This is a genomic window from Pseudomonas sp. GW822-FHT04H02 (assembly GCF_058800645.1).
The window spans coordinates 209,807-225,618 of sequence record NZ_JBXAMM010000005.1 but is presented as its reverse complement, the minus strand read 5'-3'; the positions used below and the strand labels follow the sequence as shown (position 1 = coordinate 225,618).

Below are 15,812 nucleotides of genomic sequence, written 5' to 3'. Positions count from 1 at the left end.
AACCCCAGGCGCTGGACTACGCTTGAGTCACCGCCGAGATAAGCAGGGAGCCCGGTATGAACATTCGTCAAAACATGCTCGCCACCGGGGTTGTCAGCCTCCTGGCCATTGCCCTGGTGGCCGGGCTGGGTTTATGGGGCCAGTCACGCCTGGCGCGGGCACTGGTGGACAACGAACTCAACGCCAGCGCCCTGCGCAATCACCTGGAGGCCGACATGATGCACGACGCCCTGCGGGCCGATGTGCTGGAGGCCCTGAGCAGCCAGCCCGGCGATGCCGCCGCTGGCGAAGAGGTCCGCAATAGCCTGCGCGAACACGGCGACTGGTTCCGCAAGGCCCTGGCGGAAAACGCCAAGTTGCCCCTGGCACCGGAAATCCGCAACGCCATCACCGAACTGCAGCCGGTGCTGGAAAACTACATTCACGCCGCCGAGAACATCGCCGGGCAGGCCCTCAAGGACCCACAGGCCGCGCGCCTGCAAATGCCGGAGTTCTCCCAGCGCTTCAGCGAAGTGGAGAGCCGCAACGCCGCCCTCAGCAGCCAGATCGAAGCCAGCACCGCCCAAACCCGCGAACTCAGTGAAAGTGCGGTCCGCCAGGCCGCCTGGTGGCTGGTCGGCGGCAGCCTGCTGGCCGCCCTGGCACTGGCTCTGTTGACCCGGCAGCTGCTCACCCGGGTGCTCAAACCCCTGGAAAAATCCGTGGCCACCGCCCGGGCCATTGCCCAGGGCAACCTGACCACGCCCATCAGCGTCGACAGGCATGACGAGGCCGGCCAACTGCAACAGGCCCTTGGAGAAATGCAAGACAACCTGCGGCAGATGATCACCACCATCCGCCATGAAAGCGAAGAGTTGCGCGGCCGCTCCCACAGCCTCAGCGACACGTCGCTGAGCATTGCCGACGGCGCCACCGAACAGGCCGACGGCGCCACCAACATGGCCGCAGCCATGGAGCAGATGATCAGCAATATCGCCCAGGTGGCCGAACACGCGCGCAATGCCCAGGGCATTGCCGCCCAGTCCGAATCCCTGGCCGGTAGCGGCGGCCAGGTAATCCTCGGGGTCGTGGACGGCATGAGCCATATTGCCGAGGCGGTGAACCAGTCTTCCCGCAGCATCACCGCCCTGGGCCAGTCCTCGGAAGAGATCCACTCGATCATCCAGGTAATCAACGGCATCGCCGAGCAGACCAACCTGCTGGCCCTGAACGCCGCCATCGAAGCCGCCCGGGCCGGGGAAGCCGGCCGGGGGTTCGCCGTGGTGGCTGACGAAGTGCGCAATCTGGCAGCCCGCACCGCACAGTCCACCCGGGAAATCACCGGCATGATCGAACGCATCCGGGAAACCACCGAACAAGCCGTGAACAGCATGCAAACCGGGGTCAGCCGGGTCAACGACGGGGTCCAGATGGCCCAGCAGGCGGGCACCTCGATCAATGAGATCCGCCAGGGCGCCCAGCGCTCGGCGGTGATGGTGGAGGAGATTTCCCTCACCATCGGCGAGCAGTCCAAGGCCAGTAGCGAAGTGGCGCAACGGGTGGAGATGATCAGCCTGGTAGCCCGGCGCAACAGCCAGGCCATGCGTGAGCTGACCCAGACCGTGGAGCAGATGGAAAACTCCGTGGCCACCTTGCAGACCTCGGTCACCCGCTTCCAACTGTGAGGACACGGGCACGCCGGTGATGTGTGTCCTGATGATGCAAGGGCCACGGTATCTCTGCGCGCGACCGGGCGCCGCCGTACACTCGCCCCCCTGTGCCCCTTGATCACATCTGAGCAGGAGAATGTTATGCAGATCGGAAGCGTGTTGTTACTTTTCGTCGGCCTCGCCGTGGCCATCGTCTTCATGGGTTTCAAGGTCGTGCCCCAGGGCTACCAATGGACCGTGGAACGCTTCGGCCGCTACACCAACACCCTGAAGCCGGGGTTGAACATCATCATTCCGGTGATGGATCGCATCGGGCGCAAGATCAACGTGATGGAAAGCGTGCTGGATATCCCACCCCAGGAAGTCATCACCGCCGACAACGCCACGGTGCAGATCGACGCCGTGTGTTTCTTCCAGGTGGTCAACACCGCCCAGGCCGCCTATGAGGTCAACAACCTCGAGCACGCCATCCGCAACCTGCTGCAAACCAATATCCGTACGGTGCTCGGTTCCATGGAACTGGACGCCATGCTGAGCCAACGTGACGGCATCAACGAGAAACTCCTGCGAACCGTCGATGAGGCCACCGCCCCCTGGGGGATCAAGATCACCCGGATCGAAATCAAGGACATCAGCCCACCCGCCGACCTGATGGCGGCCATGTCCGGGCAGATGAAGGCCGAGCGGGTCAAGCGTGCGCAGATCCTCGAAGCCGAAGGCCTGCGGGCCGCCGCCATCCTTACCGCAGAAGGCAAGAAGCAGGCACAGATTCTTGAAGCCGAGGGCGAACGCCAGGCGGCATTCCTCGAATCCGAAGCCCGGGAGCGTCAGGCCGAAGCCGAGGCCCGGGCGACCCAAGTGGTGTCCGAGGCGATTGCTACCGGCAACGTCCAGGCGATCAACTACTTCGTCGCGCAGAAATACATCGATGCCCTGGGCAAACTGGCGTCGGCCAACAACAGCAAGGTGATCCTGATGCCCCTGGAGGCCAGCCAGGTCATCGGCGCCGTGGGCGGCATCGGCGAGATCGTCAAGGCCACGTTCGACAGCAAGAAGGTCTGAGGCAGGCTTCATGTTGGCATTTGTGCAAGCTCTATCGTTCTGGGACTGGCTGGCCCTTGGCACCATCCTGCTGATCTTCGAAGTATTCGGGGCCGGCGGCTACCTGCTGTGGATCGGCCTCGCAGCCGCCACAGTCGGGGTCCTGACCTTTCTCATTCCCGGCCTGTCATGGGAGGTGCAGTTCCTCCTGTTCGGCCTGCTGTCGGTGCTCACCGCACTGTATTGGTGGCGCCGCCAGCGCAGCGTGGTACGCCCCAGCGATCAGCCGAACCTCAACCTGCGGGGCCAGGAGCTGATCGGCAAGACCTTTGTGGTGCACCAGGCGATTGTGGACGGCCGCGGGCGGATCAAGGTGGCCGACGGCGTGTGGATCGCCAAGGGGGCCGACGCCCCCGTGGGCGCCCGGGTACGGGTGGTGGGCCAGGAAGGCGCAATCCTGTTGGTCGAAAACCTTGACTGATGAGTCACGGAACTCCGCGGGGTTATCTAGAATCAAACGATGCAGATACCCCCTTTCGGAGTCACCCATCATGCGTCTGAAAATTGCTGTCGCCACCCTTGCCCTGCTGTCTCTTCCCGTTGGTTCGGCAATGGCCGACACCTTCTGGCGTAACGTCATTTCCTCCGGGGCCACCACCGGCTCCACCTACCTGACCTTCAAGGACCACAAGTTGATCGTCGCCGCCCAGGATGACGCCGGCAGCTTCGTTGCCAGCGATGGCAACATTCGCGGCCCGTACCTGGAAGCCGCCATGCAGAAAGTCCGCGCCGACAACCCCGGCCTCAAGGCCACCGACATGGAACTGGCCAACGCCATCCTGGCGAAGAACGCTGTCGCTCAGGAGTAACCGTCGCCCCAGGGATGGCCGACAGCAAACGCCGACCCCAGGGTCGGCGTTTTCGTGTGCCCGATCAGCCGGCTAGACCCCAGGTGTGCGGGACACTGCAGCCAGGCCGGCCAGGGCATAACTCATCATGTGCTCGATCAACGCCGGTGGATCCAGCTCCAGGCCGGGCAACACATTGCGCGCCAGCGGCTGATGGGCGATCAGCAGGAACAGGCAGGGCGCAAAAACGCTGACGGCGCTGCGCAGGGTAACCGGGTCCTCAGGCGATAGATCCATGATCTGGCCGAGGATGGTGCGCACGATCTTCGCCTTGGGAAACGCCTGCTCCTCCAGGATCGCCGGCAGCACCGCGGAGGGTGACAACAGTTCGCGGGTCAGGACTTTCAGCGCCCAGCCCTCACGCTGGTTGCCCAGCCCCTCGATGAGCACGGTGATGATCGCCCGCAGCTTGTCCTCGGGGCTGCCCTGGCTTTCACTCAGGCTGATCATGGTCTCGATCCGCACCAGGCGGTCGTGGGCCTCGCGCAGCACCGCCCGATACAGGCCGTCCTTGTTCTCGAAGTGGTAGTTGACCGAGGCGTTGTTGGCCCTGGAGTTCTCGCAGATCTGCTTGCTGGTGGTGTTGGCGTACCCCAGCTCAGCAAAAAGCTGGCCGGCCGTTTCCAGGATCTGTTGGCGGGTAGCCTGGCCATCCTGACGCGGCGTACGGGCCGCAGTTGGCTGCGGGGAAGCGGAAACGGCCATAGGCGCTCTCACTAAGTTAAATTCAAATTTGACTTTTGTTTATGGACTGCTTAGCTACAAAGCGCCAGTTTCTCGTTCAATTCCGTTAAGGGTTGCAGCGAAATGGCGGCTATCTGTCAATTCACGCCAAAGGATATCAGCATGGAAGCGCGCAACATGACTCCCTTCACCTACTTCTCACTGCCCATGCAGAAGCTGTTCCTACGCAATCAGGCGGCGGTCAGGAACAAGCCCTACGCCAAGTATTTCCGGTCGGAAATGCGCGTGCCGCTGTCCGCCGTCCGTAAGATTCAGCAAGGCCCCATGGCCCTGGAAGACACCCTGACCCCGAGCATCGAGGACATCAATCGCCTGCTCGAACCGGACTTTGTCAGCGAGGAATCCGGTTACGCCCTGCTACCGGGCCCGATGGCCTACGTGCAAAGCCGCAAGTTCTTCCCCGGCTGCACCGCGCAGATGTTCAAGTGGTGGTTCATCTGGCACCCCGCGGAATCGGAGCGCTACACCCTGTGGTTCCCCTATGCCCATGTCAGCAACCCATGCGTGCACCACCAACGCCTGTGCGATGAGTCCCTGAGTTTTGAGGAACGGCTGTATGGCAACACCTTCTGCGCATCGGAATATGTCGGCGATCGCCTGATGCACCTGCATATCGACTTCCAGCAGCCGGCCAGCCTGGGCCTGAACACCGATCTGTATCGCGAAGCGAAGATCGACGGCAGTGTCAGCGCCCTGATGAGCCTGGCGGATCATCCTGAGGTGCCGGTGTCGTTGATGGTGCATCTGTTCAAGGAAGTACCGGACGGCATGTACCTGACCAGCCGTTACTGGGTCGGGGCGCACCCGTCGATGGCCCGCTTTCCTGGGGCAGAAAAGGCTGCATCGCTGCTGAAGGAAAATGGCTTTGGCGAGGCCGAACTGGAGACCCTGGCCTACGAGTTCGCGGTGCACGACATGTGCGAGTTCAATCATCTGGCCAGCTTCCTGCCGGACCTGTATCGAGAGTTCGGCACCCCCGCGGCCTGAAACAACAGCCATTAAGCCCGAGAAACTCCAGGGCTTAATGGCTCGAAAGGATCAACGTTGCGTACCAGGACAAACACCGTTGATCAGCAGAGAAGTGAACTCCTCGATGTCCTGTTCCACCGTCAGTTGCTCAGTCAACAGCCGATACCAGCAAAAGCCGAAGATCATATCCAGCAGTAATTCACGGTTGGTGTCCTTGGGCAGCTCGCCGTTGCTGATGGCATTTTCCACCAGTTTTTTCGGCATTTCCCTTCTGCGCTCCATGAACTGATCCTTGAGCTGGGTCAAGGTTGCGGGATCCAGTTGCGCTTCGGCGATCACACAGCGAAAGGCCTCGCCACAAATAGTCTCCCTCCAGACTTTCCAGAGATTTCGCAGCAAAAAGTCGAGATCTGCCTTGAACGAGCCGAGATCAGGAAACTTTCTGACTTGTTCGCTCTCGTTTTCATAAACCTCGGCGATCAACGCCGCCTTGTTCGTCCACCAGCGATAGATAGTTGGCTTGCTGGCCCCCGCCCGACGGGCGACGGACTCGATACTGAGCCCGGAATAGCCGCATTCCTTAAGGATTTCGATGGTGGAAGTGAGAATGGCTTTATGAGTATGGGGACTTCGCAAAGAGCCGATGGAGCTGCGAGAGGGGGTACGAGCCACAATAAAAAATCTCCAGGCAGGGCGCTTGACAAACGCAACGCAGGGTATAGGATTCCCTCGAATCGAAATGAAACGGTCCGTTTCGTTTCATTCTTGAAAGAATCATGAATTTCTTACACCGATCTATCTAGTTTTTAAAATATCGCGTAAGGGTTGAGCAGCTCAGGCCTTGTAACTTGGAGTTCCTCGAATTCGAGGCTTCGGCCCTTTTCCCTTAAGAGATTAGATCGTCTGAAATTATTACTAAACGAAACGTTCCGTATCATAGCACAGTGAGGTGAATAAAAACAGCTTTCGAGTGGGTTTTCCCCTATTTGGAGTCTGCTGTTAAACCGCTCTGGCCTGCAGGTTTCATCAGGTGTGGCCAGGAGAAAGGCAGCAAAACTGTTTTCCGTATGTTTCAAGGGTGCTTCTGAGCAGGCACGACCCAGTTTTCTGAAAAGAATGGAATCAAGAGGAAAATGAACGTGAAAAAGATAGGTATTGTCAGCTATGGCGCGGGTATTCCGGTATGCCGCCTGAAAGTCCAGGAAGTGATCAACGTCTGGAAAAACACCGACCTCAAGCTGGTGGAGGAAAACCTCGGCGTCACGGAAAGAGCCGTGCTGCAACCGGATGAAGATGTCATCACCCTCGGGGTGCTGGCGGCGCAACGGGCCCTGGATAAAGTCCCCGGTCATCAGATCGAAGCCCTGTACCTGGGCACCTGCACCAACCCCTATGATTCACGGGCCTCGGCTTCGATCATCCTGGAAATGCTCGGCAGCGGCTACGACGCCTATTGCGCCGACGTGCAGTTCGCCGGCAAATCCGGAACTTCTGCCCTGCAGATCTGCCAGGCGCTGGTGGCTTCCGGCATGACGGGCAGCGCCCTGGCCATCGGCGCCGACACCATCAACCGCAACACCGCGCCGGGCGACCTGACCGAATCCTATGCCGGGGCCGGAGCCGCTGCGCTGCTGATCGGCAGCCAGGATGTCATCGCCGAATTCGACGCCAGCTTCTCCTGCGCCGCCGATGTCGCCGACAACATCCGCCCCCAGGGTGATCGCTACATTCGTTCGGGCATGGGCCTGGGCTCGGACAAGAACAGCATCGGCCTGGAAGACCAGACCCGCCGCGCCGCCGAAGGCCTGATGGCCAAGCTGCACACCAGCCCCGCCGACTATGACTATGTGGTGTTCCAGCAAAACCTGGTGTCCACGCCCTACTCCCTGGCCAAGCACCTGGGCTTCAACCCCAAGCAGGTGGAACCGGGCATCTATGCCGGCAACGTTGGCGATGCCGGATCGGCCAGCCCGCTGCTCGGCCTGATCAACGTACTGGACCAGGCACGCCCGGGGCAGAAAATTCTTCTGGTGTCCTACGGTTTCGGCGCCGGCAGCGACGCCATCGCCCTGACCGTCACCGACGCCATCGAGCAGTACCAGAAGCACAACAAGCCTCTGCGCGAACTGCTGGAATCCAAGATCTACGTCGACTACGGCACGTCCATCAAGTACGAGTTCAAGTACCTGCGGGCTGACTACGCCCTGACCGCCTATCTCTGATTACGCCTGTCTACGCAAGGAGCATGCACATGTGCGCACGTCGTGTTGCAATCGTTTCGGCCGCCTATACGCCGAAACCCGGAAGTTCACGAGTTCGGCAGACGTTCAAGGAAATGATCGTCGAGTCCGCCTACAAGGCTCTCAAGGACGCCAAGATGCACCCCCGGGAAATCCAGGCCGTGGCCTATGGTTATCACGGTGAAGGCATTTCCGAATATGGCGGCCTGGGCCCGACCATTTCCGACGCCCTGGGCATCAGCCCGGCGCCGACCTTCATGAGCACCGCCAACTGCACCAGCAGCTCGGTGTCGTTCCAGATGGGCCACCAGATGGTGGCGTCCGGGGAGTACGACATCGTCCTGTGCGGCGGCTTCGAGAAGATGACCGATCACTTCAACTACGCCGAATACATCGGCTCCAGCACTGAATGTGAATACGATTATTTCCTCGGCATCTCCCACACCGATGCCTTCGCCCTGGCCACCGCCGAATACTTCCAGAAGTTCGGCTATGCCGGTCGCGAGGCCGACGTACTGGCCACCTTCGGCCGGCAGATGCGCATCTACGCACAGAACACCCCCACCGCCACCCGTTATGGCCAGCCGATTCCTTCCCTGGAAGCGTTGAAGAACAGCGAGGCCTGCGGCTCGATGCTGGCCTGGGGCGAAGCCAGTGGCTGCGCGATCCTGGTGGCCGAACACCTGGCCCACAAGTACACCGATAAACCGGTGTTCGTACGCGGTTGCGCCTATACCGGGGTCTCCCACTATTTCGGTACGCGCTTTCACAACCCGACCCTGCATCATCCGGGCCTGCCCAAGGATGTGGGCATGGCGGTTTCGGCCAACTCCATCGCCTGTGCGGAGATCGCCTACAAGAAAGCCGGGATCACCGCCAAGGACATCGACGTGGCCCAGGTCTACGACCTGCTCGGCGCCGGGCTGATCCAGATGGAATCCATGGGCATCTGTGGCAAGGGCCAGGCCGGCGACTTCGTGCTCGAAGGCGGCATCGCCCTGGATGGCCAGCTGCCGCTCAATACCGACGGCGGCAACATCGGCCGCGGCCATGCCTCCGGCTGCGACGGCATCCTGCACATCACCGAGCTGTTCCGGCAGCTGAGGGGTGAATCCGACAACCAGGTCAAGGGCGCGCGCATCGGCGTGTCGCAGAACCTTGGCGGTTACGCGGCGCACAACTCAGTGATTGTCCTCTCGAACGACTAAGGAGCCCGGACCATGTCCATGTACCCAGAACAGATCCACAGAATGACCACCGCCAGCATGCTTCGCGAATGGCGCGAGCATGGCGGCAAGTACCGCCTCGAAGGCAGCCAGTGCGAAGAATGCAACGAAATCTTCTTCCCCCGGCGCACCGTCTGCGGCGCTTGCAACTCCCTGAGTGTGAAGCCGTATCGCTGCGCGCGCAGTGGCAAGATCGAGGTCATGGCCCCGGCCGAGAACCCGATCCTGGCCGCCATGGGCTATGGCGAAACCGTGCCGCGCATCATGGCCATGGTGCGCCTGGACGACGGCCTGGTGATCGCTTCGGAAATCGTCGATGTGTGCGATCAGCAACAGCTGAAAGTCGGTGCGCCGGTGCGCATGGTGATCCGCAAGCATGTGCGCGAAAGCAACCTGGCCTGGCAATACGCTTATAAGTTCGTACTCGATATATAAGTTGTTATTCAAGGTGCCTTTATATAAGGCACCCTGAAGTTAGCCATTAAAATAAAATCCAACTTAAAAGTTACATCAACGGCAACTTCACGCCCCGAAGTTGCCTTAAGGCCCTGATTTCCTTTAGGGCCTACAGATTCCTGTGCCTATAAACGGGGACTATCCCCACCCCTTAACTTGTTGGCTTACTTAAAGCCAAGGACCCATCATGTCTACACTTTGCCTTCCACACGTCATGTTTCCGCAACACAAGATCACCCAGCAACAGATGGTCGATCACCTGGAAAACCTGCACGCCGACCATCCACGCATGGCCCTGGCCAAGCGCATGATCGCCAACACCGAAGTCAACGAGCGCCACCTGGTGTTGCCGATCGACGAACTGGCAGTGCACACCGGTTTCACCCACCGCAGCATCGTCTACGAGCGTGAAGCCCGGCAGATGTCGTCGGCCGCGGCGCGCCAGGCCATCGAGAATGCCGGGCTGCAGATCAGCGACATTCGCATGGTGATCGTCACTTCCTGCACCGGCTTCATGATGCCGTCGCTGACCGCGCACCTGATCAACGACCTGGCCCTGCCAACCTCCACCGTGCAGTTGCCGATCGCCCAGCTGGGCTGCGTGGCCGGTGCCGCGGCCATCAACCGCGCCAACGACTTCGCCCGGCTCGATGCCCGCAACCACGTACTGATCGTGTCCCTGGAGTTCTCCTCGCTGTGCTACCAGCCGGACGACACCAAGCTGCACGCCTTCATCTCCGCGGCGCTGTTCGGCGATGCGGTATCCGCCTGCGTGCTGCGCGCCGATGACCAGGCCGGCGGCTTCAAGATCAAGAAGACCGAGTCGTACTTCCTGCCCAAGAGCGAGCACTACATCAAGTACGACGTGAAGGACACCGGCTTTCACTTCACCCTCGACAAGGCGGTGATGAACTCCATCAAGGACGTGGCACCGGTCATGGAGCGGCTCAACTACGAGAGCTTCGAACAGAACTGTGCGCACAACGACTTCTTCATCTTCCACACCGGTGGTCGCAAGATCCTCGACGAGCTGGTGATGCACCTGGACCTGGCATCCAACCGGGTCTCGCAATCGCGCAGCAGCCTGTCGGAAGCCGGCAACATTGCCAGCGTGGTGGTGTTCGACGTGCTCAAGCGGCAGTTCGATTCCAACCTCAATCGCGGCGACATCGGCCTGCTGGCAGCCTTCGGCCCGGGGTTCACCGCGGAAATGGCGGTGGGCGAGTGGACCGCCTGATGTGACTGCCTGTGCCTGTCCCATCTGACGTTGCCGGGCTGCATGGCAACGTCGGGTGGCCTCCCACGGCGCTTGCGCCGGGTTCATGGTTTCACAAGGAAGCTGAGCGATGAACACTGGAATGCCGACCACGGCTGCCAACAGCCGTTACGAAAGATCCATGGTGCTGTTGCTGTCACTGAGTTTCGGGCTGGTGGGGCTGGATCGCTTCATCATCCTGCCGCTGTTTCCGGTGATCATGCACGACCTGCAACTGGACTATCAGGACCTGGGCTACCTGTCCGCCGCGCTGGCCTTCACCTGGGGGCTGTCCGCCCTGGGCATGGGCAGCGTGATCGAGCGCCTGGGCACCCGCCGCGTGCTGGTGACCTCGATTGCCGTGCTTTCGCTACTGTCCGGTTTTTCCGCGCTGGCCACCGGCGTGCTGGGGCTGGTGATTCTGCGCGGGCTGATGGGCATCTGCGAGGGTGCCTTCACCCCCACCAGCATCATTGTCACCAATGAAGTCTCGCGCCCCGACCGGCGCGGGCTGAACCTGGGTATCCAGCAGGCGCTGTTCCCGATTCTCGGCCTGTGCCTGGGGCCGCTGATCGCCGCATACCTCCTGCAAATCACTGGCTCGTGGCGTGCGGTGTTCGCCATCATTTCCCTGCCGGGCCTGCTGCTGGCCGGCTACCTGTGGAAAATCTACCGACCGCTGCCGGCGCCCCGGGCCGACCGCACCGCAGGCACCTGGCTGGCGGCCTTCAAGAGCGGCAACGTGAGCCTGAACATCCTGATCATGTTCTGCATACTCACCTGCCAGTTCGTCCTCTGCGCCATGCTGCCCAGCTACCTGACCGACCATATGCACCTGGAAACCCTGTCCATGGCCTTCGTCATCTCGGCCATCGGCGTGGGCGGCTTCATCGGCCAATTGATCATCCCCGGCATGTCCGACCGTCTCGGGCGCAAGCCGGTGGTGTCGGTGTGCTTCATGACCAGCAGCACCCTGGTGGGCCTGCTGATCGTCAGCCCGCCCCTTCCCTGGCTGCTGTTCCTGCTGCTGTTCCTGCTGTCGTTCTTCAACTTCAGCCTGATCTGCATGACAGTCGGCCCGCTGACCAGCGAATCGGTCACCCCGGCCCTGCTGCCGACGGCGACCGGAATCGTGGTGGGGTTCGGCGAGATCCTGGGTGGCGGGTTGTCACCGGCCGTGGCCGGGTTCGCCGCCAGCCATTTCGGCCTGCCATCGATCCTGTACGTGGCCCTGAGCGGCAGCCTGGCCGGCTTGCTGCTGTCATTCCTGCTCAAGGAACAGGCCCTCGAACCGCGCCGTTCGCGCGTGCGCGAAGCGCTGCCCATCCTCCCCGCCCCCTTGCCCCTGAAGGACTAGAGAATCATGGACGATTACCTGCTGTTGCTGGATGTCTGCCACAAGGACCAGCGCGCCATCGGGCTGTTCGACTTTCACAATGGCCGCAGCGTGCGGGCCTATTCCGAACACGGCGGGCTGTACGAGACCCTGCTGTTCTGCAGCCGTCGCCATCTGGGCTGGAGCGAACACCTGCGCAGCCTCGCGCCCCACCCGCAACTGCCCGCGGACGGCCCCCAGCAAGGCCCGTTGCGCCCACCGCTCAAGCCTCGGGACAACCTGCTGGTGCAGGTCAGCGAAGTCACCCTGAACACTCCGCACACCCGCCAGGGCTGGTTCTACAAGGGCAATGGCAGCCTGCTGAAGACCGACGGCGAGCCGCTGATGATTCCGTACCACGCCCAGAGCATTTCCAGCCAGCCCGGGGTGGTGTGCGTGTACCTGGTGGACCCCTTCGGCCAGTTGCGCTTTGTCGGCTTCAGCCTCGGCCACGACATTCACGACCCGTTGCTGAGCCATCAGGACGCCAGTTCCTGCGCGCAATCGCGGTTGCGCCAGTGCGCTATCGCCCCGGCGCTGATCCTCGGCGAACTGCAGAACAGCCTGTCACTCAATGTCCGGGTCGAACGCCAGGGCACGCCGTTGCCGCAGCGCAGCTATCGCCTCGACCAGCAGAACTGGTGGGCTATTCGCAAATACTCCCAGTCCTTCCTCGAACAGCACGAACAGTTCCTGCAACCGGGCATGGTCCACTATGTGTTCCACAGCGCCAGCCGGCGCGAGAGCGACCTGCAGTTGCAGCACGGTGACTGGCTGGACCTGGACTGCCCGGAGCTGGAACTGGGCCTGAGCAACCAGGTGATCGAGGAAGAGTTGCTGCACCTCTATCCCCTGGAAACCCAACCAGCCCGTGCCAGCACCCATGGCAACCAGCCGGTGCGGACGCGCCACCACTACTGAGGCCCGTTCAGCGGTAGTCCGCCAGCGGCACGCAGGCGCAGAACAGGTTGCGGTCGCCATAGACGTTGTCCACCCGGTTCACCGCCGGCCAGTACTTGTGGGCCCGGGTATGGGCGGTGGGCAGCACCGCCTGTTCGATACTGTAGGAGCGCTCCCAGACTCCGGTGATATCCGCCAGGGTATGGGGAGCGCCCTTGAGCGGGTTGTCCTCGGCCGGCCAGTTGCCCTCCTGTACCTGGGCGATCTCGGCGCGGATGCTCAGCATGGCTTCGATAAAACGGTCGAGCTCGGCCTTGGATTCGCTTTCCGTGGGCTCCACCATCAGGGTGCCCGGCACCGGGAAGGACATGGTCGGGGCATGGAAGCCGTAGTCCATCAAGCGCTTGGCCACGTCTTCCTCGCTGATCCCGGTCTGGGCCTTGAGCGGGCGCAGATCTAGGATGCATTCGTGGGCCACCCGGCCGTTGCGGCCGCTGTAGAGCACCGGGAAGGCACCGCTCAATTGCTCGGCCAGATAGTTGGCCGCAAGGATCGCCACCTCGCTGGCATCCGCCAGCTGCGGCCCCATCAGGGCGATGTACATCCAGCTGATGGGCAGGATGCTCGCACTGCCCCAGGGCGCTGCGCTGACGGCGCCGTTCTCCGGTAAAGGCCCGTCGATGGGCACCACCGGGTGGTTGGCGACAAACGGCGCCAGGTGCGCGCGCACGCCAATCGGCCCCATGCCCGGGCCACCGCCGCCATGGGGAATGCAGAAAGTCTTGTGCAGGTTCATGTGCGAGACATCGGCGCCAATGTCCGCCGGCCGGGCCAGGCCTACCTGGGCGTTGAGGTTGGCGCCGTCCATGTACACCTGGCCGCCGTGGCTGTGGATAACTTCGCAGATCTGGCTGATGCCCTCTTCGTACACACCGTGGGTCGAAGGGTAGGTAGCCATCAGGCACGACAGGCGCTCGCCGGCCGCCTGGGCCTTGGCCTTCAAGTCTTCCAGGTCGACGTTGCCGGCCTCGTCGCACTCGACGATCACCACCTGCATCCCGGCCATCTGCGCCGAGGCCGGGTTGGTGCCGTGGGCCGACGCCGGGATCAGGCAGACATGCCGGCCGCTTTGCCGGCGGCTCTCGTGGTAGCGACGAATCGCCAGCAGCCCGGCGTACTCGCCCTGGGCCCCGGAGTTGGGCTGCATGCAGATGGCGTCGAAACCAGTGATGGCGCACAGCCAACGCTCCAGCTCCGCGATCAGCAGGCCATAGCCGGCAGCCTGCTCCCGGGGTGCGAAGGGATGCAGGTTGGCGAATTCCGGCCAGGTGATGGGGATCATCTCGCTGCTGGCATTGAGCTTCATGGTGCAGGAGCCCAGGGGAATCATCGACTGGTTGAGCGCCAGGTCCTTGTTCTCCAGCTGCTTGAGGTAGCGCAACATTTCGGTTTCGCTGTGATGGGCACTGAACACCGGGTGGGTCAGGTAGCGCGTGCGTCGCAGCAGCGGGTCGGGAATCCCCGACTCCAGCGCCTCGGCGTCCAGGCTGCTGACATCCAGCCCGTGGTCGGCACCCAGGAACACGTCGAACAAACGGGCCACGGTGCTTTCGTCACAGGTTTCATCCAGGCTCAGCCCCAGCCGGCCACGGCCGAGAATCCGCAGGTTGATCTGCTGCGCCCTGGCGCTTTCGATGATCGCCGTCTGGCTGCCGCCGACCTCCAGGGTCAGGGTGTCGAAGAAGTGCCGATTGACCCTGGCAATGCCGTGGCGCTCCAGGCCGACCGCGAGGATGCAGGTCAGCCGGTGTACCCGCTGGGCAATGCGCTTGAGCCCGGCCGGGCCGTGATAGACGGCGTAGAAACCCGCGATGTTGGCCAGTAGCACCTGGGCGGTGCAGATGTTCGAGTTGGCCTTCTCGCGGCGGATATGCTGCTCGCGAGTCTGCAAGGCCATGCGCAGGGCCACCTGGCCGCGGGCATCCTTGGACACGCCGATGATGCGCCCGGGCATCGCGCGCTTGTAGTCGTCGCGGCAGGCGAAAAACGCCGCATGGGGGCCGCCGTAGCCCATGGGCACGCCGAAGCGCTGGGACGAACCGAGCACCACGTCGGCCCCCAGTTCGCCCGGCGGGGTCAGCAACAACAGGCTGAGCAGGTCGGCCGCGACACAGGCCAGGGCCTGCTGGGCGTGCAACTGGTCGATCAGCGGCCGCAGGTCGCGGATCTCGCCATGGGTGTCCGGGTACTGCAGCAACGCGCCGAACACCTGGTGCCCGGACAATTCGTCGACCCCGCCGACCACCAGCTCGAAACCGAAGCCTTCGGCCCGGGTGCGGACCACGGAAATGGTTTGCGGGTGGCAGTCTTCATCCACAAAGAACAGGTTGCTCGAAGACTTGCTCACACGCTTGGCCAGGGCCATGGCTTCGGCGGCGGCGGTGGCTTCGTCCAGCAACGAGGCGTTGGCCAGGTCCAGGCCGGTGAGGTCGATGGTCATCTGCTGGAAATTCAACAAGGCTTCGAGCCGACCCTGGGCGATTTCCGGCTGGTAGGGGGTATAGGCGGTGTACCAGCCGGGGTTCTCCAGCACGTTGCGCAGGATCACCGCCGGCGTCAGGGTGGCGTGGTAACCCATGCCGATCAGGCTGGTCCAGACCTGGTTCTGCCCGGCATAACCCTTGAGCCTGGCCAGGGCGGCCGCTTCGTCCAGGGCCGGCGGCAGGTCCAGTGCACGGTTGAAGCGGATTCCCGGCGGCACCGTCTGCTCGATCAGTTCGGCCCGGCTGCCCAGCCCGAGGCTGGCGAGCATCGCTTGCTGCTCCTCGGCGTCGGGCCCCAGGTGCCGGTTGAGAAAAGCGTTGGGCTCGCGTAACTGGCTCAAAGATAGCAACTGGGACATGACCGGCTCTCTCCGATAAACGGCGCTCAGCGTCGCTGCAACAGGGTGCCAAGCAGCATAGCAGTCGATTTCCCGCGTCGATGCTCTGGCGTCCCGGGGCAATCGGTACCATCATGCTCGACGTCAACGCGCCAGCCCCGGCGCATC

14 protein-coding genes and 1 pseudogene are annotated in these 15,812 nt (G+C 62.4%); 12 read left to right on the top strand and 3 right to left on the bottom strand.

What is annotated here, in order from left to right; translation table 11 throughout:
* Positions 1–56: 56 nt before the first annotated feature.
* The 5 genes and pseudogenes from AC1RMG_RS22970 to AC1RMG_RS22950 form a co-directional block, all read left to right on the top strand.
* Positions 57–809, top strand: a pseudogene (locus AC1RMG_RS22970) (HAMP domain-containing protein); the annotation flags it as partial.
* On the top strand, positions 801–1,664 hold the full coding sequence (locus AC1RMG_RS22965; protein ID WP_404944723.1) for a methyl-accepting chemotaxis protein: 864 nt from the start codon (positions 801–803) through the stop codon (positions 1,662–1,664). The pseudogene AC1RMG_RS22970 and the gene AC1RMG_RS22965, both read left to right, overlap by 9 nt.
* Before the next feature lie 126 nt (positions 1,665–1,790).
* The gene (locus AC1RMG_RS22960; RefSeq protein ID WP_011064121.1) at positions 1,791–2,711 is read left to right on the top strand and encodes an SPFH domain-containing protein; all 921 of its coding nucleotides are present in this window, start codon (positions 1,791–1,793) and stop codon (positions 2,709–2,711) included.
* A gap of 10 nt (positions 2,712–2,721) precedes the next feature.
* Positions 2,722–3,171 carry an NfeD family protein gene (locus AC1RMG_RS22955; RefSeq protein ID WP_065365057.1) on the top strand — a complete coding sequence of 150 codons (450 nt, stop codon included), beginning with the start codon at positions 2,722–2,724 and terminating at the stop codon, positions 3,169–3,171.
* A gap of 70 nt (positions 3,172–3,241) precedes the next feature.
* Complete coding sequence (locus AC1RMG_RS22950) at positions 3,242–3,559, top strand: DUF2388 domain-containing protein (protein WP_212805779.1); 318 nt, start codon at positions 3,242–3,244, stop codon at positions 3,557–3,559.
* Between the two features lie 72 nt (positions 3,560–3,631).
* Here the strand turns inward: AC1RMG_RS22950 and AC1RMG_RS22945 are convergent, their stop codons facing one another.
* Positions 3,632–4,303: a TetR/AcrR family transcriptional regulator gene (locus tag AC1RMG_RS22945; protein WP_011064124.1), complete on the bottom strand. Its 672-nt coding sequence runs from the start codon at positions 4,301–4,303 to the stop codon at positions 3,632–3,634.
* 141 nt (positions 4,304–4,444) lie between these two features.
* Between AC1RMG_RS22945 and phlG the strand changes: the two genes are divergently transcribed.
* Positions 4,445–5,329: a 2,4-diacetylphloroglucinol hydrolase gene (gene phlG / locus AC1RMG_RS22940; RefSeq protein WP_019093573.1), complete on the top strand. Its 885-nt coding sequence runs from the start codon at positions 4,445–4,447 to the stop codon at positions 5,327–5,329.
* 51 nt (positions 5,330–5,380) lie between these two features.
* Here the strand turns inward: phlG and AC1RMG_RS22935 are convergent, their stop codons facing one another.
* Positions 5,381–5,983, bottom strand: coding sequence for a TetR/AcrR family transcriptional regulator (locus tag AC1RMG_RS22935; RefSeq protein WP_011064126.1), 603 nt, complete (start codon positions 5,981–5,983; stop codon positions 5,381–5,383).
* Between the two features lie 461 nt (positions 5,984–6,444).
* Between AC1RMG_RS22935 and AC1RMG_RS22930 the strand changes: the two genes are divergently transcribed.
* The 6 genes from AC1RMG_RS22930 to AC1RMG_RS22905 all read left to right on the top strand — a co-directional run bounded on the left by AC1RMG_RS22930 (position 6,445) and on the right by AC1RMG_RS22905 (position 12,784).
* On the top strand, positions 6,445–7,533 hold the full coding sequence (locus AC1RMG_RS22930) for a hydroxymethylglutaryl-CoA synthase (RefSeq protein WP_015637422.1): 1,089 nt from the start codon (positions 6,445–6,447) through the stop codon (positions 7,531–7,533).
* 29 nt (positions 7,534–7,562) lie between these two features.
* Positions 7,563–8,759, top strand: a complete 1,197-nt coding sequence (locus tag AC1RMG_RS22925) for a thiolase family protein (protein ID WP_047338090.1) — start codon at positions 7,563–7,565, stop codon at positions 8,757–8,759.
* A gap of 12 nt (positions 8,760–8,771) precedes the next feature.
* The gene (locus tag AC1RMG_RS22920; protein WP_011064129.1) at positions 8,772–9,212 is read left to right on the top strand and encodes a Zn-ribbon domain-containing OB-fold protein; all 441 of its coding nucleotides are present in this window, start codon (positions 8,772–8,774) and stop codon (positions 9,210–9,212) included.
* A 208-nt stretch (positions 9,213–9,420) separates the two neighbouring features.
* Positions 9,421–10,470 (top strand): type III polyketide synthase, encoded by a 1,050-nt coding sequence (locus tag AC1RMG_RS22915; RefSeq protein ID WP_011064130.1) that lies wholly within the window; start codon positions 9,421–9,423, stop codon positions 10,468–10,470.
* A gap of 109 nt (positions 10,471–10,579) precedes the next feature.
* Complete coding sequence (locus AC1RMG_RS22910) at positions 10,580–11,845, top strand: MFS transporter (protein WP_493170348.1); 1,266 nt, start codon at positions 10,580–10,582, stop codon at positions 11,843–11,845.
* 6 nt (positions 11,846–11,851) lie between these two features.
* Positions 11,852–12,784 (top strand): fumarylacetoacetate hydrolase, encoded by a 933-nt coding sequence (locus AC1RMG_RS22905; RefSeq protein WP_493170346.1) that lies wholly within the window; start codon positions 11,852–11,854, stop codon positions 12,782–12,784.
* Positions 12,785–12,791: 7 nt separating this feature from the next.
* Here the strand turns inward: AC1RMG_RS22905 and gcvP are convergent, their stop codons facing one another.
* Complete coding sequence (gene gcvP, locus AC1RMG_RS22900) at positions 12,792–15,665, bottom strand: aminomethyl-transferring glycine dehydrogenase (protein WP_368994390.1); 2,874 nt, start codon at positions 15,663–15,665, stop codon at positions 12,792–12,794.
* Positions 15,666–15,812: the final 147 nt, after the last annotated feature.